We start from the raw sequence: 20,132 nt of genomic DNA, 5'->3' as shown, positions 1-20,132 counted from the left end.
TCAGGGCCCGTGGCGACGGGGCGACGCTCGATGCCGAGCACCTGGGTGCGCAACGGGACATTGTGGCCTATGTGCAGGCCGAGCTGCTGTCGACGATGCCCGATGAGACGGCCGAGTTCCTTACCCGGTCGGCGGTGTTGGACCAGATGTCGGGGGCATTGTGCGATGCCACGCTGAACACGACGGGTTCGGCCGACCGGCTCGAGGCGCTCTCGCGGTCCAGCATGCTCGTCACGCCGGTCGATGAGCACCGCCGTTGGTACCGGTACCACCACATCATGCGCGACCTGCTCCGCGCCGAGCTGCAGCGCCGGGAACCCGAGTTGGTGCTGGAGCTCACGCGCCGGGCGGGCGAGTGGTGCGACGTCAACGGGCTGCAGGAAGCAGCAGTCGGGTATGCGATGATCGCCGGCGATGCCGACCGAGTCGCACAGATCGTCGTGCGACGCACCCAACTCATGTACCGCATCGGACGGACCACGACGCTGCGGCGGTGGTTCGACTGGTTCGACAAGCACGAGCTGATGGAGCAACACCCGGTGGTCGCGGTGCTGGGTGCATGGGTGTCGGCCTTGACGGGCCGTGCCGTGCTCGCGGAGCGGTGGGTCGATGCCGCCGATCACCCCTCGATCCCGGGTGTGCTGTCAGACGGCAGGACTCCGATCGAGGGTCTGCAGGCCACCGTGCGCGCGGGGCTGTGCAGGCACGGTGTGGACCGGGCGCTGTCTGACGCCACGCTCGCCGCGCGCCTGATTCCGCCGGGCAGCGCATGGCTGCCGCAGGCCGTCGTCCTGCTTGGGGCGCTCCACCTGCTGACGGGGGACCCGGAGCGTGCTGACCAGGTGCTGTCCCACGCCGTCGCCATCGCGATGGACGATGACGCGCTGCCTGCAGCATCTATCGCGCTTGCCGAGCGTGCGCTGATCGCACTCGAACGAGGAGAGCACACCGCGGCGCGAGTGCTGGCCGATCGCGCCTGCGAGATGGTGGAACAGGGTCGCCTGGAGGCCATGCCCTCGAACGTGCTCGTCTTCGCAGTGACCGGCCGGACCGCCATCCACGCGGGCGACGTCGCGCGGGCCATGGCGCTCGTGCGCAAGGCGCAGCGCCTGCGCCCGTCGCTGACGTACGCGCTGCCCCACATCGCAGCGCAGGGCCGGTTGCAGCTGATCCACCTCATGCTGGCACTCGCCGACGCTCCCGGCGCGCGCACAGTGCTGCGGGAGGTGGACGACATCCTCCACGTGCGTCCCGACATGGGCACCCTGCAGGCACAGACGGAGGAGCTCCGCGCGCACATCGGTCGCATGCCGTCGGGAACGATCGGCGCGTCCTCCCTGACCACCGCGGAGCTGCGCCTGCTGCCACTGTTGCAGACGCACCTGACGTTCCGTGGGATCGGCGAGCGCCTGTTCGTCTCTCCGCACACGGTCAAGACGCAGGCGATCTCGATCTACCGCAAGCTCGGCGTGTCGTCGCGGGCAGACGCGGTCCGCGAGGCGGCCGATCTCGGCCTGCTGAGCGACTGACGCCGACCGGACCGGCCGCCTTTCATGCGGTCCGGACGATGCGCCGTCGACGCCCAGCGGGTCTGATGGTCACGCGGACACGCCGGCGAGTCGGTGGACCATGGATGAACGTGAACGTACGCTGCGACGCCTTGCGTTGCACGACGACGATGTCATCAGGTCGATCCTCGCGGTGGACACGGGGACCTGGAAGGTGTCGTGCATCGACCCCAGGACGCACGCACTGGTCCGCCTCGGCGCGCTGATCGCCCTGGACGCGCCCGTCGTGGCGTACCAGGCGTGCACCGCGACGGCGGTGGCGGCGGGTGCCACCGCGGACGACATCGTCGACGCCCTGATCGCCGTCGCTCCGCTCACCGGCGAGGCCCGGCTGGTGGCGGCGGCGTCCGCCCTGGCGTTGGCGATCGGCTATGACATCGATGCCGCGCTCGAAGCCTATGACGGTGGGATCCCGAGGCGCGGGGACCCGTGACGGTCAGCCACGAGATGCCGCGACGCCCGCACACCCGGCGGGGACTCAGACGGGTTGCACGTCGAGCCGACCTGACTCCACGGCCTTGACGAACGCCTGGTAGTCGCGTTCGTTCTGGTCCGCGTAGCCGACGGCGAACGCGGCGACCGCCGCATCGAAGTTGCAGCCCCTGCCCAGGTAGCTGGCGATCGCGATGCGGTCGCCCGAACGGGCATGCCCGTGTGCGAGCGTCCAGCCGCACGAACGTCCATAGGCGTCCAGGCCCGAATGCTTCATCGCCGCGACGTCGGCGGAAGCCTTCCAGTCCCACAGCTGCCTCACATGGAAATCGAAGGACTGCCCACGCAGCTTGACGCGCGTCCATCCGAGGAGGATGTCCGAAGCCGCCTGGAGCAGGCGCTGGCCCTCGACCACCCGCCGTCCCTCGTTGAGGAACGCGCTGCGACCGGCATGCGGGGCGAGGACAGACCGCTGCGCCTGCTTGAACTGCAGGAACAGCGGATCCTGCCCGTCGCGTCCGAGCAGGAGCATGATCCAGGCCCGCGTCCCCACGCTGCCGACACCAACGACCTTGTGGGCGCTGTGCACCACGCGGTACCCGTCCAGCAGCCGCCGGCGGTCGCGATCGAGCGACTCGTAGTAGCCGCCGATGGCCGCGTCCAGGACCTCGTTCTCGAGCTGCGTGTCGCCCTGCGAGATCTCCTCCATCGGCACGATCAGCGGCGGGTCGCTCACGATGCGCGGTTCGCCGTCGACGAGGTGCGTCAGCTTGGCGAACGCGCGCATGCTGTCCTTGGTCCTGGCCCTTGCCACGTTGCGCTCGAGCCGCCTGCGGCTCTTCTTGTCGAGACGCCGCACGAGACGCTGCGCGATCTCGGCTTCGTGGAGCCGCGCGTACCAGACCTCGAGGTTGGACCATTCGGCGAACTGGCGCATCGCGGTCCGGTACTCGCCGACTGCGCTCGTGGCCAGCCCGCGGCACTCCTCAGTCGTCAGGCCGCTGTCGCGTCCTGCGACGACCATACTCGCCGCGAGCCGCTTGACGTCCCACTCCCAGGGTCCCGGAAGTGTCTCGTCGAAGTCGTTGATGTCGAAGACCAGATCGCGCTCGGGTGACCCGAACCCACCGAAGTTCGACAGGTGCGCGTCGCCGCACAACTGCACGCGCAGTCCCGATGCAGGCGTCGTGGCCAGGTCCGACGCCATGATGTTCGCGGCACCACGGTAGAACGCGAGCGGCGAGACGAGCATCCGCCCGTACCGGATCGGCACGAGGTCCGGTACCCGACCCTCGGCCTGCTCCACCAGCTGCGCGACCGGATCGGGACGGTCCACGGACGGCTCCCAGGCGGCATGGGAGGACCGCGGCGTGGCCGCCCTGGCATCCCTGCCCAGCGCCGCGCGTTCATCAGGCGAGAGCCACGGTGCACTGCCGACGCCACGCCGTGCCCCTTCGTCCGCGGCCGCCCTGGCCGGGGTCCCGATCGCACCGTCTCGCGCTGCCACGGTGTCGGACATGTCCTCGCCTCCTTGGTACTCAGGTGTGCACGCGTCGGCACGTCACAGCCGTCGACGCCCGCTCTCAGAACACACCATCGCACAGCTCCGGCGTCACGTTGGGGCCTGTGCTGGGATCACAGCGATCAACCGACGTGCCGCCACGCAGCATCCGACCGAACGGATGAAAGCCGTGGGGCGGACCTACGGCGGCGTGCCGGCTCCAACCCTTACGGGCCGGACTCCGCCAGGTTCCGGCTGAGCCCCATCGCGGCACGCACGCGACGTCGCGAGGTCCTCACGGTTCTTCGGGAACATGTACGCGGGCACGAACCACCGCGTCAGTAACCTGTGCGCTTCGTTGCCCCACCGTGCGCAGCCAACGCCCAGATGATCAGCACGTTCAAGGCGATGATCAGGAGCGACCAGAAGGGGTAGTACGGGAGGAACAGGAAGAAGGCGATCGAGCTGATCAGCGCCAACGTGATGCCGACGGCACGCGCCCAGGTCTGACCGAACAGGATGCCGAAGCCGGCGAGCAAGACCACGAGACCGATGAGCAGGTGGATCCACCCCCAGGTCGTGGTGTCGAACTGGAACAGGTAGTTCTCGGTCGCAACGTAGAGGTCGTCCCCGAAGATCGCGATCAGCCCGGCCAGCGCCTGGAGCGAGCCGGTCAAGATCATGAGGATCGACGCGAACGAGATGATGCCGGACGCCCACGTGCTCGATGCTTCCCCGCCGGGTGCCGGGGAGTATTGCGCCTGGCCTGCCATGACATCTCCTCCACGGCGTCGCCCGGACCGAGCCACCGGGCGTGGTGAGCGGATCTCCAGTTGCACCGTGTCCGCCGCAGCGCTTCCGGTCATCACCCGTTCTGGATGAACGTTCCAGCCGTGGCGGCCGGATGGAGGGCAAGGTCGTCGGTCGCGAGCACGCACGCATGGCGGGAGGTCTGCCACGGCTGGTGGCGGTGGCAGCCAGGTGACGGATTCATCCGACAGAGGAACGTCACATAGGGGACCATTGTGGTTCGCAACGGCTCACACCGCGGCGCGACGTTTCTCCCGTGGCCGGTTCGCAGCATGCTCGCCGGAGCGGCCGGCACCGCCGCGATGACGCTCGCGTACGCGCTGGAGCGACGCGTTCGACACGGCGCGACGCAACTCGACCACGACGACAGCCTCGTGCCCGGCAGGATCGTCGGCAGCATCCTGCGCCTCCCCGAGGTCAGCGAGCGGCCGAGCTCGGGCTTCCGCTGCGTTGGGGGGTCGGCCGGACTCCGCCGCCGTGGAGATGGACGCCGGACGTGCTCGCCACGAGCTTCGGCACCCACGCCGTGTACGTGCTCGCCGTCGCGACGGTCGACGGTCTGCTTGGCAGGCCGGCGCGCATGTCGGACAGGTCTGGCTGACGTCGGTCAGGTCTGGTGCCACGCCCGACCGGGCGTGTCACTACTGGCGGGCCATCGCGATACGCAGCCGCTCGTCAGGATCGATCAGGTGGTCGTGGTCGTCGACGCCCAGATCGATCTGGACCCAGCCGATCCGCCCGGTGAACCGGCTCGTGGCGACCGTGTAGTCGCTGGCCACCGGCGTCCCGGAGTCGCAGCCGACGTCGGTGGTCTCGTCGGCTGAGAAGATCATCGCCTGCGTGAACTCGACACGGCCGTCGCCGACCTTCTCGCCGTCGACGAACAGCGCGACGTCGCCGCCCTTGCCGAGGCCACCGCCGTCGTAGGTGAACTCCACCCGCAGCTGGTGCGTGCCCGACGGGACCGGCGCGGCCGCGGCGGCCTTGAACTCGTGGATGCCCAGCACGTTGTACGCGAACCTGATGCACCCGTCCTTCGTATAGAAGCTCCACCCGCCGAACTTGCCACCCTGGGCGATGATCACGCCCTCCACGCCACCGTCGGGGATCACGACCTCGGCGGTCACGGAGAACGACTTGTTCTTGATGCTCACGACGCTGTTCTCCGACAGCCGTCCCATGCGCTCGAACAGCAGCTGTGAGGTCCCGCGGACCAGCTGCGGGCGTCCTGCGATGTCGGGGTTCGCCCGCTCTACGGTGCGGTCGTCGAGGGGCAGCACGTTGTACTTGGTCGCCTCGATCAGCCACAGGCGCTGCAGGTCGCGCAGCCGGTCGGGCATCCGCGCGGCGAGGTCGTTGGCCTGTGTCCAGTCGGTCGACCCGTCGTACAGCTCCCAGACATCGTCGTCGAACGCCACGGCCACACCACCGACCATGTGCCACGGCGTGCGGTGCTTGGTGACCGCGCTCCACCCCCGGTCGTAGATGCCGCGGTTGCCGAACATCTCGAAGTACTGCAGGTCGTGGCGCTCGGCGGCCTCCGCGTCGTCGAACGTGTAGAGCATGCTCGTGCCCTCCATCGGCGACTGCATCACACCGTTGACCGACACCGGCTCCGGCAGCCCGGCGACCTCGAGGATCGTCGGCGCGACGTCGATGACGTGGCAGAACTGGTCGCGGATGCCGCCACGATCGGCGATGCGGTTTCCCCACGTCACGATCGTGCCGTTGCGGGTCCCGCCCCAGTGGGACGCAACCTGCTTGGTCCACTGGTACGGCGCGTTCATGGCCCACGCCCAGCCGACCGCATAGTGGTTGTAGGCCTCGGGGGTGCCGAACTCGTCGATCTTCGAGCGCATGAACTCGGGAGTCTCCAGCGCGCCCATGCCGTTGAAGTTGGCCATCTCGTTGAACGCGCCCTGCAGGGTGCCCTCTGCCGACGCCCCGTTGTCGCCGATGATGTAGTACACGAGTGTGTCGTCGAGGATCTCGAGGTCCTCGAGCGTGTCGATGAGACGGCCCACGTGCGCGTCGGTGTGCTCGAGGAACCCGGCGTAGACCTCCATCTCGCGCTCGAGCACCGGGATCAGCTCGGGATCCGTGTCGTCCCACGCAGGGATCTCGTCGTGCCGCGCGGTCAGCTGTGCGTCCTCGGGGATGACGCCGAGCTCCTTCTGGCGTGCGAACGTCTGCTCGCGCAGCCGGTCCCAGCCGGCGGCGAACCTCCCGCGGTAGCGGTCCGCCCACTCGGTGGGCACGTGATGGGGCGCATGGGTGGCGCCGGGTGCGAAGTACAAGAAGAACGGCTTGTCGGGCATCAACGCCTTCTGCTGGCGCATCCACGCGACGGCCCTGTCGGTCAGGTCCTCGGTCAGGTGGTAGCCCTCGTCGGGCGTGGCCGGCGGCTCGATCGGGGTGAGCCCCTCGTACAGCGCGGGGTCGTACTGGTTGTTCTCCCCACCGATGAACCCGTAGAAGTACTCGAAGCCGCCCCCACCGGCCGGCCACGCGTCGAACGGGCCCAGCGGCGACGACTGCCACACCGGCACCTCGTGGCACTTGCCGAACTGCGCGGTCGAGTAGCCGTTCAGCTTCAAGGTCTGCGCCAGCGGCGCCTTCGTGTTCGGTCGCAGCGAGCTGTTGCCGGGCGCGGAGGTGGCCGTCTCGGTGACGCTGCCCATCCCCACCGAGTGGTGGTTGCGACCCGTGAGCAGTGCCTGCCGCGTCGGCGCACACAGGGCCGTGGTGTGGAACCGCGTGTAGCTGATGCCGTCCGCCGCCAAACGTTCGGCCACGGGCGTGTCGACGGGTCCGCCGAACGCGCTCGACGCGCCGAACCCGACGTCGTCGAGCAGCACGATCAGCACGTTGGGGGCGCCCTCGGGCGGTCGCAGCGGCTCGATCGGGGGGAAGGCGGTGTTGGGGTCCTTCGCGTCGTAGGTCGTCAACCCAGGTGCCGGCCGGTCGGGGATCGGCAGCACAGCGCGCAGGTGGCGGTCATCGTCACGCGTCATCGTCGTCCCATCCGTTTGTGCGTCTCGCGCCCACGGTGATCACTGCGGGCGCGTGGCGACGCGAGCAGCCATGGACACACTGAGGCGCGCTCCGGGCTGCCGCATCATCCCGATCGCGTGATCTGCCTCGGGCGGTCCCATGCTGCTCCGGCGCGACGGCGACCAGATCGTGGTCCTCGGCTGATTCGCGCAGCATCACATGGACAGCGCGATCGGTCTCACTACGTCGGCGTGATTCATGCGTGCCGGGTGATGCGGGCGATCTGGTCTCGGGCCACCGTGACGGTCACACCGTACGAGCGTCGGGCACCGGCTCGAACGTTCGCCGACGAGAGGACACGACATGTCCGCGACCATGCCTTCACCCCGCCTGTCGGATGCCGACCTTCAGGACCTGCTCGCCCTGGCGCGTGGATCCGACAGCGTCGAGCTCAAGCTGACGGTGCCCCATGCCGCGCACCGGTCGACGGCCACCGCACTGGGCATGGACCCGCTGGAGGCACAGATCCGCCAGGTGTACTTCTTCGATACGCCTGACCTTGCCCTCAACCAGCAGGGCGTCGTCGTTCGTGCCCGCCGTGTCCAGGGCCGGTATGACGACTCCGTCGTCAAGCTGCGCCCAGTGGTCCCTGACAGCCTCCCCAGCAAGCTACGCGAATCGAAGAACCTGGTCGTCGAGGTTGACGCCATGCCGGGCGGCTACGTCTGCTCGGCGTCGTTGAAGGCGCGTCTCGGAGACACCGAGATCCTGGACGTCGTCGCGGGCACCAAGCCCATCCACACGCTGTACTCCAAGAAGCAGCGTGCCTTCTTCGACGCGAGCACGACCGATGACATCGAACTCGACGACCTTTCGATCCTCGGTCCGATCACCCTCCTCAAACTGAAGTTCTCGCCGAAGGAGCTGAGGCAGAAGATGGTCGCCGAGTTGTGGCAGTACCCGGACGGATCCCAGATCCTGGAGCTGTCGACGAAGTGCGCGCCCTCCGAGGCGTTCCAGGTCGCCGCCGAGACCCGTGCGTATCTTGCCGGGCACGGGGTCGACCTGTCGGGAGAGCAGCAGACCAAGACCCGCACGGCACTCGAGTACTTCTCCGCCACGCTGTAGCGGCCGCCGTCGTGACGACGCCTCTCGCTGACGGAACGCCACAGCAGAGACGGACACGCCGGCCCGCGCACGCCGATCGCATCACGCCCCAGTCATCCGATCAGGGTGATGATCGGGACGCGATCCGGTGCGATCCTCGACCACTGACACCAGCCGTGCGGCGTCGACGCCGCCGCAGTACGCGAAGGCGCACGATGACCCCCACGCCGACGGCGCAACCTCTGGAGCTCCGGGGCCTTCAGCGCTACCCGCCGATCATGCACCGGCTCCCGGCGTACGACCGGAGCTGGCTCTCGGTTGATCTGCTCGCAGGGCGGTCCGTCTGGGCCCTGCTCGTCTCTGACAGCTCCACACCGGCGAGTGCCGACCTGCCCCACACCCGCCGGCCGGTCGCGCAGTGACCGACATCGCCGCCCGACCCGAACCGCAGCCGCATGCGTGCTGCGCCCTCGGACAGACGGCTGACACCGGGGACGCGACGGACCACGACGTGCCGGCCGCCCGACGCCCGACCGCCGCGACCGCAGGCTTGGTCCGGCTCGACGGTGGCATGTTCCTGATGGGCACCAGCGATCCAGGTGGCCACCCAGCCGACGGCGAGGGCCCGGTGCACCGCGTCCACGTCGACGCGTTCTCGATCGACCCGTACCCGGTGTCGAACGCGGCGTACAGCGCGTTCGTCGACGCCACCGGCCACCGCACCAGCGCCGAGGTCGTCGGATGGTCGTTCGTGTTCGCCGGTCTCCTGCCCGACGACCATCCCCCCACGCGTGGCGTGGCACAGGCGCCGTGGTGGCGGCAGGTGTTCGGCGCATCCTGGCGGCGCCCCGAAGGGCCGCAGTCGAACCTCGACGGACGCGCCGACCACCCGGTCGTGCACGTCAGCTGGCGTGACGCCCAGGCGTACTGCACCTGGGCTGGGTTGCGCCTGCCGACCGAGGCCGAGTGGGAGTACGCGGCGCGAGGAGGCCTGGTCCAGCGCAGGTTCCCGTGGGGCGACCGCCTCGAGCCCGGCGGGACACACCGGATGAACGTGTGGCAGGGCGCGTTCCCGGCCGCCAACACGATGGCCGACGGCTACTACGGCACCGCACCGGTCGATGCCTTCGCGCCGAACGGCTACGGGCTGCACGACATGACCGGCAACGTGTGGGAGTGGTGCAGCGACTGGTTCGATCCCGCCTTCTACCGCCACAGCCCGACCCGCAACCCGACCGGTCCGGCCCGCGGCACGCTGCGCGTCATGCGAGGCGGCTCGTACCTGTGCCACGCCTCCTACTGCCGCCGGTACCGCGTCGCAGCCCGCAGCGGCAACACCCCGCGAAGCTCAACCGGCAACCTCGGCTTCCGCTGCGTCAGGCCGGCGTCGACCTGACCCGTGCCCATCGGGTCGCGAGTCCCGACAATCCGTCGCCGATGAGTTTGGCGCCCAGCATCAGGAACAGCACCATCATGATGACGCGTTGCGGGCTCCCATGAGGCCTTGACGGTCGCCAACGTCCCGGACGACGTTCTTGGAACAACGATCGCCAGCACCGGCCCGAGCACGGTCGCAGACGCGAGGACGACGAACACGGCCACGGCGACCGCGCTCTGTCCACCGTCGAGTCCGGCCTGTGTGATCGATGCCGATGCGGCGATGGCCAAGGCGAGGTTCTTGGGGTTGACACCCGACAGGAGGACACCCAGACCGAGGGACCTGGAGGCCGTGAAGGTGTCGATGGTCTGCATCCACGCCGGCAGGGGCGGGTCTTCGTCGGGTCCGGGCCGGCTCGCCCACTGTCTGGCGGCCAGCAGTGTAACAGGACGCCGAGCCCGAGCTTGATCCAGCTCACCGCCGCAGCGCGCCCGCCTGCATGGTCGCCGGCTTCCCCGGCCAGCGCGAGGACGGCGACGCTCACGACGACGAGACCGGCGATCCAGCCAACGGAGAACGCCATCCCGTTGGTTCGGCGTGGCCACCATGAGGATCACAGCCGTGATTGGCACCGGGCTGAGCGCTACGCCGATGGCCGACGGAGCAGGTCACCGATGGCGTCGGCCAACATCACTCATCCCTGATCGACGGATTGCCGACGGCTCGTGGCCCCGATCGGTGCCGCACGCTGCTCGAGCCAGCGCGCAAGCGGGGTCGGCATCGTCGCCATGCGGTCGCCCCAGTCGTAGACGACAGTCGAGCCGGCGAGCAGATCGTGGAGCGCGCGGCGTTCGCGGTCGAGCAGGATGCCGAGAAGGCCGAGCCCCAGGAGCACGAAGCTCAGTGGCAGGCTCAGCACCCGGACGAACGCACGACGACCGGACAGCGGCGCTCCGGCACGGGTGACGATGCGCAGCCCAATGATCGCCATGCCGGGCGTGCGTCCCGCCACGGCCGTGCTCGCCCACCAGTAGGTGAACAACCAGGCCACGGCGGCCGCGGAGAACACCGCGCCGCCGACGCGGGCACCGACGCCGACGGTGCGCAGCACCGAGCCCAGCGCGCCCGTGACGATGGTGAACGAGCCACCCACCAGTGCGACGTCGATCACGAACGCCGCCAGCCGTGTGACGGGGCCGGCGTAGTGACCATTCACGTCCTCGGTCGGGGCGTCGGGCATCGGCGGCGCGTGCGTCGGACTCTCATCGCCGACCAGCGCCTCCGGTCCGGTGGGCAGGCTGCGCGGGTCGCGGGACAGCAGCCGCGTGATCGCACGGGCGAGCACGACGTCGACGCCGAGCAATTGGCGTCGCAGCACGTCCAATGTCCGCTCCAGCAGGCTCGTGGTGCTCTCGGCGACGATGTCGGGGATGCCGGCGCGCTGTATCAGACGCTCGATGTCGACACGCTCCATGACCGCGTCGACATCCACCCGCTCGAACACCGCGTTGACGTCGACTCTCGCGATCAGTGCGTCGAGATCGATGTGCGCGAGCAGTAGATCCGGGTCGACCCGCTCGAGCAGCGCATTGGCGTCGACCCGGGCGAGCAGCGGGTCGATCTCGACCCGCTCGAGGACCGCATTGATGTCGACCCGCTCCAACACGGCGTTGATGTCGAGCCGTTCGACGACCTCGTCGGGGTCGACGACGTCGAGGACACGGTCGCGGAGCGAGCCGGCGAGCCAGCCGAACGGTCCTGCGGGTCCACGATCCGTCGCGGCGGCGGCGCCGTCGATCGCCGCGAGCAGCGACAGCAGCCCGACGGCGACCGCCCGACGGCTCGGCTCGCTCACTGGTCACCTCGCGGGTCGTGCACTGGGTCACGCCGACCGTACGGCAGTGAGCGCGCGGCACATCATCCCGATGGGATGCATCCGCGCCGGTCGTGACTCACGCGCTGTCGCGGCCCAGCACCCGGACGCCGCCCCCGTGACCAGTAGGCTTGCGGCCGAAACCGCTCCTGGCGATGGAGAACGCCGTGTCCGAGCAGCGGAGGTCGTCGGGGAACGGACCGGGCCTGCGCAGCCATGTCCGCTATCGCTTCGACAACCTACTGGCCCGTGGTACGTGGGCGGTCCTCCTTTGGCTCGGCGTCGTCACGCTCGTGGCCGTGCTCGTCAGCTCCTCGCTCCTGGCGGTGTTCGGCGTCGACTTCGCCGGCAGTCAGGACAGCTCGTGGCTCGAGGACTTCTGGCAGAGCCTGCTCCGCGTCTTCGACCCCGGGACGATGGCCGCCGACGTCGGGTGGGGGCGGCGGGTGCTCGCGCTGCTGGTCACGATCTTCGGGATCCTGATCGCTGGCACGCTCATCGGCCTGATCGCCAACGGTGTCGAGCAGCGGGTCGAGGCGATGCGACGGGGGCGGAGCACCGTGGTCGAGACGGGTCACGTGGTGGTCCTGGGGGTGTCGACGCGACTCCCTGTCGTCGTGGAGCAGTTGGCGCTCGCCGGCCGGGGGCGGCGATCCAACGCGATCGTGGTGCTCTCAGACCTGGAGCCCGTGCAGCTGAACGAGGAGGTGCGTGCGGCCGTCGATGACCTGCACGGCAGCCGGGTCGTGTTCCGGTCGGGTGACCCCGCGCGCCGCCCGGACCTTCGGATGGTCGCACTCCGTGACGCCCGCGCGGTCATCGTCCTGGCCGACGACGCCCACGGTCACGGTGACGGCGGCGTCGTCCGGGCGGTCCTCGCAGCCGGTGCCGAGTTGGGCGCGTTCGACCGCATCCCGATCGTCGCTGAGATGAGCGATCCCGCGGCCGCTGACAGCCTGCTGCGCGCCTGCGGCGGCGCCATCCACACGGTCGTCCCGTCGCAGAGCGTGGCCCGGCTCACGGCCTTCGCCCTGCGCGAACCCGGTCTCATCCGCGTTATCGAGGAACTGCTCGACTTCCGGGGGTGCGATGTCTACGTCCGCCCGGTCGACGGGCTCGCCGGGGCCTCGTTCGCCGACTGCGTGTTCCGGTTCACAACGGCACGCCCGATCGGCAGGATCCGCCCGGCTGGGGAGATCGAGGTCAATCCTGATCCAGGGACCCGTCTCGAGACGGATGACCAGCTGATCATCGTGGACGAGGATGGGTCCGGTGCGCCCCAGCCGACCGCCTTCGCAGCTGTGCCGCCGCCATCCCGAGCGACATCACACAAGCCGGTCGCACCGCGGCAGGAGCATGTGCTGATCCTGGGGTGGAGCGTCCTCGGCCCGCCCCTCCTCGTTCAGGTCGCGGCCTTCGCCACCCCCGGCTCGTCCGCGGAGGTCGTCTACGACGCCACGCAGGCCGACCCGCCCGACCTGCAGATCCCGGGGCTCGGCGACTTCGACGTGACGCTGCGACCCGCCAGTGGCACGTGGACGTTCGATGACGTGGAGCCCATGACTTCCGTCACCTCGATCGTGCTCCTCGCGGATCGTCGCGACGCGGCGCCTGACGAGGTCGACGGCCGGACGCTGCTCCACCACATGCTGCTGCGGCGGCACCTGGATGCGGCCCGTGGTCCATCACCCCGCGTCATCGTCGAGCTGCGGGACTCGGCGAACCTGGACCTCGCCCGCCTGACAGGTGCCGATGACTACGTCGTGAGCGACGCCATCACCAGCCGCCTCATGACCCAGCTCGCCGAGCAGCCGCGACGCCGCGACATCCTGCTGCGCCTGTATGCCGCGGACGGTCCGTCAGTTCGGCTCGTGCGCGTCGGCGAGCTCGATCTCTCCGGCACGGTGGAGTTCGGCGACGTCATCGCCACCGCATACGCGGCGGGGCTCCTCGCGCTCGGCTGGCGCTCAGGCGACGAGGTGGTGTTGAACCCACCGACCTCCGAGCGCATGGTGCTGGCCGCCGACGACCAGATCGTGGTCATCGGCTGACCGCCAGCCCATGGACGGCTGGCGGTCAGCCGCGCGAACCGTGCTTGTGCGGCGGTGACCCCGGCCGAGCGTCAGCCTCCGAGGATCCGCGCCTTCTGGGCCGCGAACTCCTCTTCCGTCAGCACACCGTCGTCCTTCAGCTTGCCGAGCTGCTGGAGCTGCGCGATGACGTCGGTCTGCGGCGGCGTGGCCGCCGGCGGCGCCTGCTGCTGGTACGTCTGCTGCTCGTACGCCTGCTCACGCTGGGCGTAGATCTCGGCGTCGCGGCTTGCGAACCGCTCGGCCTGACGGCGCTGCACGCGCCCGCTCACCGCCGAGGCGGTGCCGGCGACGACGGCCGTCCGTGCGACTCCTCGCAGTAGTCCGGGCATGGTTGTCCTCCTCAGTCGCTGGCTTCGAGGGCGTCGAGCGCGTCCATCACGTCCTGGGCGGGGATCCGCGCGCTCGCGATCAGCTGCCCACCGGCGTCGCGGGCCGCCGCGACGAACGGGACCGCCCACGCGTTCTCGTACACGACGAGCGCCGCGATCGTGCCGGGCTTCATCACCTCGGCAGCCCGGCCGAGGTCGTCATCGTCGACCAGGCCCGAGCGCGCGCCGGCGAACGCGGTGAACCCTCCCACCTGGTCGGCGGCCAGATCACTGAGCTCGAGGCCGGAGAACGTGCCGTCCTCGTCCTTGCGGATCACAAGCAGGTCATAGACACGGACGACGCCGCGTTCGACGAGGTCCATCAGCGCCTCCGCCGCCGCGCCGGTCACGCGGTCGGCGGGGAACTCTAACAGCACGAAGTCGATGGGGCCGTGGACTTCGGTTGCGGACATTGTGCTCTCCTTGCTCACAGACGATGGGCACGTGGGCCAGGTCAAACCTCACGCCGTGGACCGGCGTCCCTCGGATCCGAGGGGCGCCGGACCACTACCTGCTCTCACTCCTGCTCGAAGGCGTGACGCAGCGCGTCCTCGTCCTCCTTGGACAGGTTCGTGGAGATGAGCTCCATGTCGAAGCCACGCAGCGCGTCCACGACGCGGTCGGTGACGGCGTCACTGGTCAGCAGGAACAGCGCCGACGTGCTGGGCGTGACCTGGTCACGCACCGACTTGATGAAGTCGTCGTCGATGCCGACATCGACCAGGCTGCCGGACAGCCCTCCCATCGCAGCACCGACCGCGGCGCCGAGCAGGGGCACGAAGAACAGCAGGCCGAACAGCATCCCCCAGAAGGCGCCGGACATCGCCCCTGCGCCCGCCAGGTTGTGCAGCTGCTCGGTCCTCGGCTTGCTCTTGTCAGCAGGCCACTGCACGACCGCAGCGTCGTGGATCACGATCAGCTGCTGCCGCTGGAGATCCTGGAGGGTGTCGAGTACCTGGCGAGCGCCCTCGACGGTTGGAAACTTCAGAGCGGTCAGAGTTGCCACGGACATTCCTTTCGCATCGATCGGTCGTGTGACGGTAGGGAGTGGTCCGGCTGTCCCGCATCACCTCGATCGGGTGAAGCTGCGATCAGCCGACTGTGCCTCCGGCTGATCGCGGCCCCCGGCCGGACCGCGACATCTACGTGCGACTGTGAGCGCCGTGACGGCGCCGGCGGGCCACCATTCCACCCACGGCAGCGATCGCGGCCACCGCCGCGGCGACCTTCATCGCCTTCATGTCGTTTCCTTTCACTTCACGTGCGGGCCGCGGACGACTCGGCGTGCTCGGCCCGGCCTTGTGGCGTCCACCGTCTCTCTGCCCCACGCTGCTGGCATCATCCGGTGTGGGTGAATGAGGGACCCTCCCGGCGGCGATCCCGGTGCTGACGGCGCGCCCACCCTTCCCGAGCGGATGGTCCGTCGTGTCCGGCGGTTGCAGTCCACCAGCCGGGCGACGACGGCCAGCGACTCAGTCGTGGACCATCACATCGATCACCACTCGATCCAGTGGTCCTCGCCCACGTCGACGAGGCGCTCCCGCATCTGGAAGATCTCCGACCTCTCCTCGGCCTCGTGGGCGCGGGTGCCGTCTGAACATCGTGCACTTCATCCCTCGATCGTCCGTGGTCGCCGGAGCTCATACCCGCCGGGCAACCGATCCGGCGTTGCGCACGAACGTCGTGCGCGACACCCGACGTGTCATCACCCGAAACGGCTGACCCGCGCGACCTGAGCAAGATCACCCCGACGGGATGACGTCGGCGGACACCACGCTGCGTACGGTCAGACGTGAGTCAGAGGCGATGTGCGAGGCGGCAGGATGAGCACAACACCGGAGCAGGACAGGGCGGTCAGCGCCGAGCTCGAACGCTTGCGCGCCGAGCGTGACGCGCTGCAGACACAGGTCGATGCGCTGGGACGGCGCCGGCGGCGGACAGGCGCCTTGCGTCGGGCCGCCGTCATTGTGCTGGTCGTGCTGGCGTGTCTGTCGTTGACCGCGGCGACGGTCGCGGTGTGGGCGAACCGGACGTTGCTGACGACCGATGGCTGGGTGGAGACCGTCGGGCCGCTCGGCGCCGATCCCACGGTCACCGCTGCGCTGCAGCCGCGGATCACCGAGGCGGTGTTCACCGCGATTCCCGCTCAGGACCTGATCGCCGATACGCTGCCGGAGGACCGTGCGTTCCTCGCTGCGCCGCTGTCGTCGGCCGTCGAGAGCTTCGTCGATGACCAGGTCGGTGCGTTCCTCGCAAGCGACACGTTCGCCCAGCTGTGGATCGATGCCAACGCGGTGGCGCACGAGCGCGCGTTGGCCGTCCTACGCGGCGACAGCGACGTCGTGCAGGTCGAGGGTGAGACGGTCACGCTGAACCTGCTCCCGATGGTCAACCGCGTCCTGGGGCAGCTGAGCAGCGCCGCGTCGGGGCTGGTCGGTCAGGACGTCAACCTTCCGACGATCACCAGCGGTGAGCTGCCGGAGCAGGCTGTGGCTCGCATCAACGAGGCACTCGGGGTCGAGCTGCCGCCCGACATCGGCCAGATCCCTGTGTACGGCGCCGATGAGCTGATCGTGGCGCAGCAGGCGTTGCGCGTGTTCGATCAGGCGTTCGTGCTGGTGATGATCGCGACGCCGCTGCTGCTCATCGCTGCGGTCTGGCTGTCGCAGAACCGCCGCCGGACGATCCTGCAGCTCGCGATCGGCTCCGTCCTGCTGCTCGTGCTGGTCAGGCGCGTCGTGCTGCGGTTCGAGGAGACGATCGTGGCAATGCCGCCGCGGCCGGAGGGCCAGGCAGCAGCCGAGGTCGTGACCGACCAGCTGCGCGGCGGGCTGTTCGAGCTCACGGCGGCCATCATCCTCATCGCACTCGCGATCGTGCTGATCGCACTGCTCACCGGACCGTATCGCTGGGCGGTGGCACTCCGACGCGGCGTCGGGAGCGTCGGGCGCAGCGTGTGGAGCGCCGGCGGTCGCCTCGCCACGGCCGCCGACGGACAGGGTGTGACCCAGGGGACGATCGAGCATCGGCAGGCATTGCAGATCGGCGGGGCGCTGGTGATCATCGCGGTGCTGCTGTTCGTCAACGTCCCGTGGGGGTGGTTCCTCACGCTCGTCGTGCTGCTCGCACTCTGGGAGCTGGCCCTGTGGCGCCTCGGCGGCGGGGGCACCGACAGCGACGCGCCGACGACGCCGGTCCCGCAGGCGTGAGCATCACGCTCAGGAGCGTTGCTCGGAAGACGCGCCACGCTCGGCCTGCCGTTCGCGCGTGATCTGGACGGCGCCGACCACGACGCGTGCGAGCGCCCCGAGCACGATGAGGTTGCCCACCATCTGCACCGTGACCAGCACGCGCGCGGCCTCGCTCCTCGGCGCGATGTCGCCGAAGCCGACCGTCGACAGCACCGTCATCGTGAAGTACAACGCGTCGGTCCTGTTCACGGACTCCGTGAACGCCCCCTGCTGGCTGCCAGCAAGAAGCAGGTAGGTGGATGCGAAGATAATCACGAACACCGGCACCAAGGTGCCGACGGTCTCGACGGCTCGTAGCGCTGGGTGCCTGGACCGCAGGATCGAGCGGACCTGGAACACCACCAGGATCGTGAACGCGATCAGGCCCAACGCCAGCCACCCCACCGTCGCCCGGCTCACCTCGCGGTCGAGCGGCAGGACGTAGAAGAGCGCGACAAGGCCCACGGTGGTCAGCAGCACACGCACACAGGCCACCAGGACGTCCCTGCCGTTACCTGGCGACTGCGCGTGCGGGTCCGACAGCATCGTGGCTTGCGGCGTCATCATCCTGGCGTGGCAACCGATCGGATCCGGACGGTCAGAACGTGTGACGGCGTCGTACCGTACCGCGCCATCACCCGTGGGGCTCAGTAGGCGTCGGACCTCATGACGTCACCGTGCGCAGCCAGCGCCCAGATGACCATCACGTCCAACACGATGATCAGCAACGACCAGAATGGGTAGTACGGGATGAAGAGGAAGTTCGCGATCGCGCTGAGAACCGCGAGCGTGATCCCGACGACCCGAGCCCAGGTTTGGCCCGACAGCATGCCGAACCCCGCCGCCAGGACCACCAGACCCAGGATCAGGTGGATCCAGCCCCACGTGGTCGCGTCGAACTGGAACAGGTAGTTGGGCGTCGCGACGTAGAACTCGTTCTCGAACACCGCAACCAGACCGGCCAGCGTCTGGAACACACCGGACATGATCATGATGATCGCGGCGAACGAGATGAACCCGATCGCCCAGCCGCTGGTCGCGTCATCCCGTGGCGCTGCCGCCGAGCGCTGTGTCTGACTTGCCATCATGGTCCCTTCTCTGCTCGCCGGCATGCACTGTGAGCCGGCCACGCCGGAATCGTCAACGGTGATGGTCATCAACGATCGGACGGCAGTCATCACCCCGTCGGGATGAGGTTGCTGTGCAGCCCGGTCCGCCGACGTGCGCGGGTCACGTGCTGAGCGTCGCGGACTGGTCAGGGGTTCGACCTCAGCACGCGTATGGCCGTCGCGTATGCCGCGGCGAGGGTGCCCCAGAGGAGCAGGGCCGCGAAGGTCACGCGCGCGTCCCAAACGGCGGCGGTGACCGAGATCAGCGCGAAGCGCTCCCCGATCGGCAGGACGACGATGCGCTTGGCCCACGTCACCCACGGCCGGCGTCCGAACAGGACCAGGGCATCGAGTGCCGTCCGACCGGCGCCCGTGCGCGTGGCGCTGACCCGTTCCACGGCGACGGCTTCGGTTCCCTGCGTTCCGACCGACGACTCACCCGGTTCCTCCAGGCGGTGCCGGATCGGACGATGATGCATCTCGCGACGCTGTGCGCCATGGGAGAAGTCGGCGTAGTGACGGAACGTCTGCAACGTGAGCGCCGCAGTCGCCATGAACCAGATGCCGGCGGCGGCCGGCGGATGGGTGGCCCCGACGGCGAGGCCTGCGTAGACGATGTACTCCTTGCCGCGATCCAGCGTCGAGTCCAGCCACGCACCGAAGTTGGAGAACTGCCGCGTGTACCGAGCGAGCTGACCGTCGACGCAGTCGGCGATGAAGGCGAGCTGCAACAGGATTGCGCCAGCGATCAACCAGAGACGTGAGCCGACGGCGAACGCGGCCGCAGCGAGCAACCCGAGCCCCATGGACGCGACGGTGATCTGGTTGGGTGTCAGGCCACGACGGGCGGCCCACCGGGCGATGTAGCGGGAGTAGGGGCTCACGAGGAACGTCGTGAAGAACCCGTCGACGTCCTTGACCGCCGCGTCGAGGAGCACCGCGTCCTCGTCGATGCGCCGTAGCTCCTCGAACGCCGTCACAGCCGCGCGGGCGGTCCCTGGTCGTCCCCAGTACAGCGCCCGGATGGGCACGGGCGTGACGGGAACGTCGCGGCGGACGAGCCCGACCACCACCAGCGGCAGCGGGTCGTCACGCAGTGCTGCGATCGAGCGCTCCGCCCACCCAGGCACACTGCGCGTCGCGGCCTCAGTCGCCAGGGCGGCGCGCTTGCGTTCGAGCTCGGCGCTCCACTCGGCCGGCGGGTCCGCTGCCAACTTCGCCAGCTCGTCCAGGACATCGGCGACGCTCCCAAGGTCGGCACGGCCGATCTTGCACATGCCCAGGAGTCGTGCGTTGGCGCGATCGCAGCCATGGTACGCCGACCCGGACGCCGCGACGCGCCCCTCGGCGACCCGCAGCGGCGGACTCCCCAGGGACGATGGGGGCGCTGAGCTCGACAGCACCCCGGTGCGTACGCGCCCGTCCAGCACCAGGTCCGCGGCGACGGCGTCGTTTGTGAGTAGGTCGGCATCGGCGATCAGCAGATCGTCGGAGGTCGTGCGGGCCAGCTGCGCAAGCCGATCCAACATCGCCGAGACCGATGCGTACCCCTCTACCGCGACGTCGGCGGTCTGCGCGAACGCGTCCGCCCAGCGTGGGCGTGTGAGCACGATCACCTGCTCCACGCCGACGTCCCTGAGCTGACGGATGAGCCGCGCCAGCAGCGTCC

Annotated in this window: 17 protein-coding genes; 7 read left to right on the top strand and 10 right to left on the bottom strand. The window is 69.3% G+C overall.

Going from position 1 to position 20,132, the window contains the following annotated elements; all coding sequences use genetic code 11:
• Together VK923_00605 and VK923_00600 are read left to right on the top strand one after the other, a co-directional pair.
• Window positions 1–1,529, top strand: a 1,529-nt coding sequence (locus VK923_00605; GenBank protein ID HSJ43167.1) for a LuxR C-terminal-related transcriptional regulator, incomplete at its 5' end; no start/stop codon positions are given.
• 100 nt (window positions 1,530–1,629) lie between these two features.
• Window positions 1,630–2,001: a carboxymuconolactone decarboxylase family protein gene (locus VK923_00600; GenBank protein HSJ43166.1), complete on the top strand. Its 372-nt coding sequence runs from the start codon at window positions 1,630–1,632 to the stop codon at window positions 1,999–2,001.
• Window positions 2,002–2,046: 45 nt separating this feature from the next.
• Here the strand turns inward: VK923_00600 and VK923_00595 are convergent, their stop codons facing one another.
• From VK923_00595 to VK923_00585, 3 genes are all read right to left on the bottom strand, one after another.
• The gene (locus VK923_00595; GenBank protein ID HSJ43165.1) at window positions 2,047–3,519 is read right to left on the bottom strand and encodes a DUF2252 domain-containing protein; all 1,473 of its coding nucleotides are present in this window, start codon (window positions 3,517–3,519) and stop codon (window positions 2,047–2,049) included.
• Between the two features lie 320 nt (window positions 3,520–3,839).
• Entirely contained in the window at window positions 3,840–4,274 is a 435-nt protein-coding gene (locus VK923_00590; protein ID HSJ43164.1) for a hypothetical protein, read from the bottom strand.
• A 678-nt stretch (window positions 4,275–4,952) separates the two neighbouring features.
• Window positions 4,953–7,325, bottom strand: coding sequence for an arylsulfatase (locus tag VK923_00585; GenBank protein ID HSJ43163.1), 2,373 nt, complete (start codon window positions 7,323–7,325; stop codon window positions 4,953–4,955).
• A 343-nt stretch (window positions 7,326–7,668) separates the two neighbouring features.
• On the opposite strand from VK923_00585, the gene VK923_00580 reads away from it, so the two are divergent.
• The 3 genes from VK923_00580 (at window position 7,669) to VK923_00570 (ending at window position 9,808) form a co-directional block, all read left to right on the top strand.
• On the top strand, window positions 7,669–8,433 hold the full coding sequence (locus VK923_00580; GenBank protein ID HSJ43162.1) for a hypothetical protein: 765 nt from the start codon (window positions 7,669–7,671) through the stop codon (window positions 8,431–8,433).
• A gap of 194 nt (window positions 8,434–8,627) precedes the next feature.
• Complete coding sequence (locus tag VK923_00575; protein HSJ43161.1) at window positions 8,628–8,834, top strand: hypothetical protein; 207 nt, start codon at window positions 8,628–8,630, stop codon at window positions 8,832–8,834.
• An 89-nt stretch (window positions 8,835–8,923) separates the two neighbouring features.
• A complete protein-coding gene (locus VK923_00570) occupies window positions 8,924–9,808 on the top strand; it encodes a formylglycine-generating enzyme family protein (GenBank protein HSJ43160.1) in 885 nt (294 codons plus the stop codon).
• A 676-nt stretch (window positions 9,809–10,484) separates the two neighbouring features.
• Here the strand turns inward: VK923_00570 and VK923_00565 are convergent.
• Window positions 10,485–11,645 (bottom strand): RDD family protein, encoded by a 1,161-nt coding sequence (locus VK923_00565; GenBank protein ID HSJ43159.1) that lies wholly within the window; start codon window positions 11,643–11,645, stop codon window positions 10,485–10,487.
• Window positions 11,646–11,830: 185 nt separating this feature from the next.
• On the opposite strand from VK923_00565, the gene VK923_00560 reads away from it, so the two are divergent.
• Window positions 11,831–13,714, top strand: coding sequence for a hypothetical protein (locus VK923_00560; protein ID HSJ43158.1), 1,884 nt, complete (start codon window positions 11,831–11,833; stop codon window positions 13,712–13,714).
• 71 nt (window positions 13,715–13,785) lie between these two features.
• Here the strand turns inward: VK923_00560 and VK923_00555 are convergent, their stop codons facing one another.
• The 3 genes from VK923_00555 to VK923_00545 form a co-directional block, all read right to left on the bottom strand.
• Window positions 13,786–14,085 (bottom strand): SHOCT domain-containing protein, encoded by a 300-nt coding sequence (locus VK923_00555; protein ID HSJ43157.1) that lies wholly within the window; start codon window positions 14,083–14,085, stop codon window positions 13,786–13,788.
• Window positions 14,086–14,096: 11 nt separating this feature from the next.
• On the bottom strand, window positions 14,097–14,537 hold the full coding sequence (locus VK923_00550; GenBank protein ID HSJ43156.1) for a DUF6325 family protein: 441 nt from the start codon (window positions 14,535–14,537) through the stop codon (window positions 14,097–14,099).
• Window positions 14,538–14,641: 104 nt separating this feature from the next.
• Window positions 14,642–15,130, bottom strand: coding sequence for a DUF1269 domain-containing protein (locus tag VK923_00545; protein HSJ43155.1), 489 nt, complete (start codon window positions 15,128–15,130; stop codon window positions 14,642–14,644).
• 817 nt (window positions 15,131–15,947) lie between these two features.
• On the opposite strand from VK923_00545, the gene VK923_00540 reads away from it, so the two are divergent.
• Entirely contained in the window at window positions 15,948–17,333 is a 1,386-nt protein-coding gene (locus VK923_00540; GenBank protein HSJ43154.1) for a hypothetical protein, read from the top strand.
• Window positions 17,334–17,342: 9 nt separating this feature from the next.
• On the opposite strand, the gene VK923_00535 is transcribed toward VK923_00540, so the two are convergent.
• The 3 genes from VK923_00535 to VK923_00525 all read right to left on the bottom strand — a co-directional run.
• On the bottom strand, window positions 17,343–17,849 hold the full coding sequence (locus VK923_00535) for a potassium channel family protein (protein HSJ43153.1): 507 nt from the start codon (window positions 17,847–17,849) through the stop codon (window positions 17,343–17,345).
• Between the two features lie 152 nt (window positions 17,850–18,001).
• Window positions 18,002–18,484, bottom strand: coding sequence for a hypothetical protein (locus tag VK923_00530; GenBank protein HSJ43152.1), 483 nt, complete (start codon window positions 18,482–18,484; stop codon window positions 18,002–18,004).
• Between the two features lie 125 nt (window positions 18,485–18,609).
• A partial coding sequence (locus VK923_00525; GenBank protein ID HSJ43151.1) for a CDP-alcohol phosphatidyltransferase family protein occupies window positions 18,610–20,132 on the bottom strand: 1,523 nt, incomplete at its 5' end.

Source organism: Euzebyales bacterium, assembly GCA_035461305.1.
Taxonomy (GTDB): domain Bacteria; phylum Actinomycetota; class Nitriliruptoria; order Euzebyales; family JAHELV01; genus JAHELV01.
The sequence above is the reverse complement of the archived record's forward strand: the minus strand, read 5'-3'. Positions and strand labels throughout refer to the sequence as shown.

Coding starts and splice junctions, on each gene's coding strand:
- VK923_00600 (HSJ43166.1), top strand. CDS start 1,630: ATGGATGAACGTGAACGTACGCTGCGACGCCTTGCGTTGCACGACGAC.
- VK923_00595 (HSJ43165.1), bottom strand. CDS start 3,519: ATGTCCGACACCGTGGCAGCGCGAGACGGTGCGATCGGGACCCCGGCC.
- VK923_00590 (HSJ43164.1), bottom strand. CDS start 4,274: ATGGCAGGCCAGGCGCAATACTCCCCGGCACCCGGCGGGGAAGCATCG.
- VK923_00585 (HSJ43163.1), bottom strand. CDS start 7,325: ATGACGCGTGACGATGACCGCCACCTGCGCGCTGTGCTGCCGATCCCC.
- VK923_00580 (HSJ43162.1), top strand. CDS start 7,669: ATGTCCGCGACCATGCCTTCACCCCGCCTGTCGGATGCCGACCTTCAG.
- VK923_00575 (HSJ43161.1), top strand. CDS start 8,628: ATGACCCCCACGCCGACGGCGCAACCTCTGGAGCTCCGGGGCCTTCAG.
- VK923_00555 (HSJ43157.1), bottom strand. CDS start 14,085: ATGCCCGGACTACTGCGAGGAGTCGCACGGACGGCCGTCGTCGCCGGC.
- VK923_00550 (HSJ43156.1), bottom strand. CDS start 14,537: ATGTCCGCAACCGAAGTCCACGGCCCCATCGACTTCGTGCTGTTAGAG.
- VK923_00540 (HSJ43154.1), top strand. CDS start 15,948: ATGAGCACAACACCGGAGCAGGACAGGGCGGTCAGCGCCGAGCTCGAA.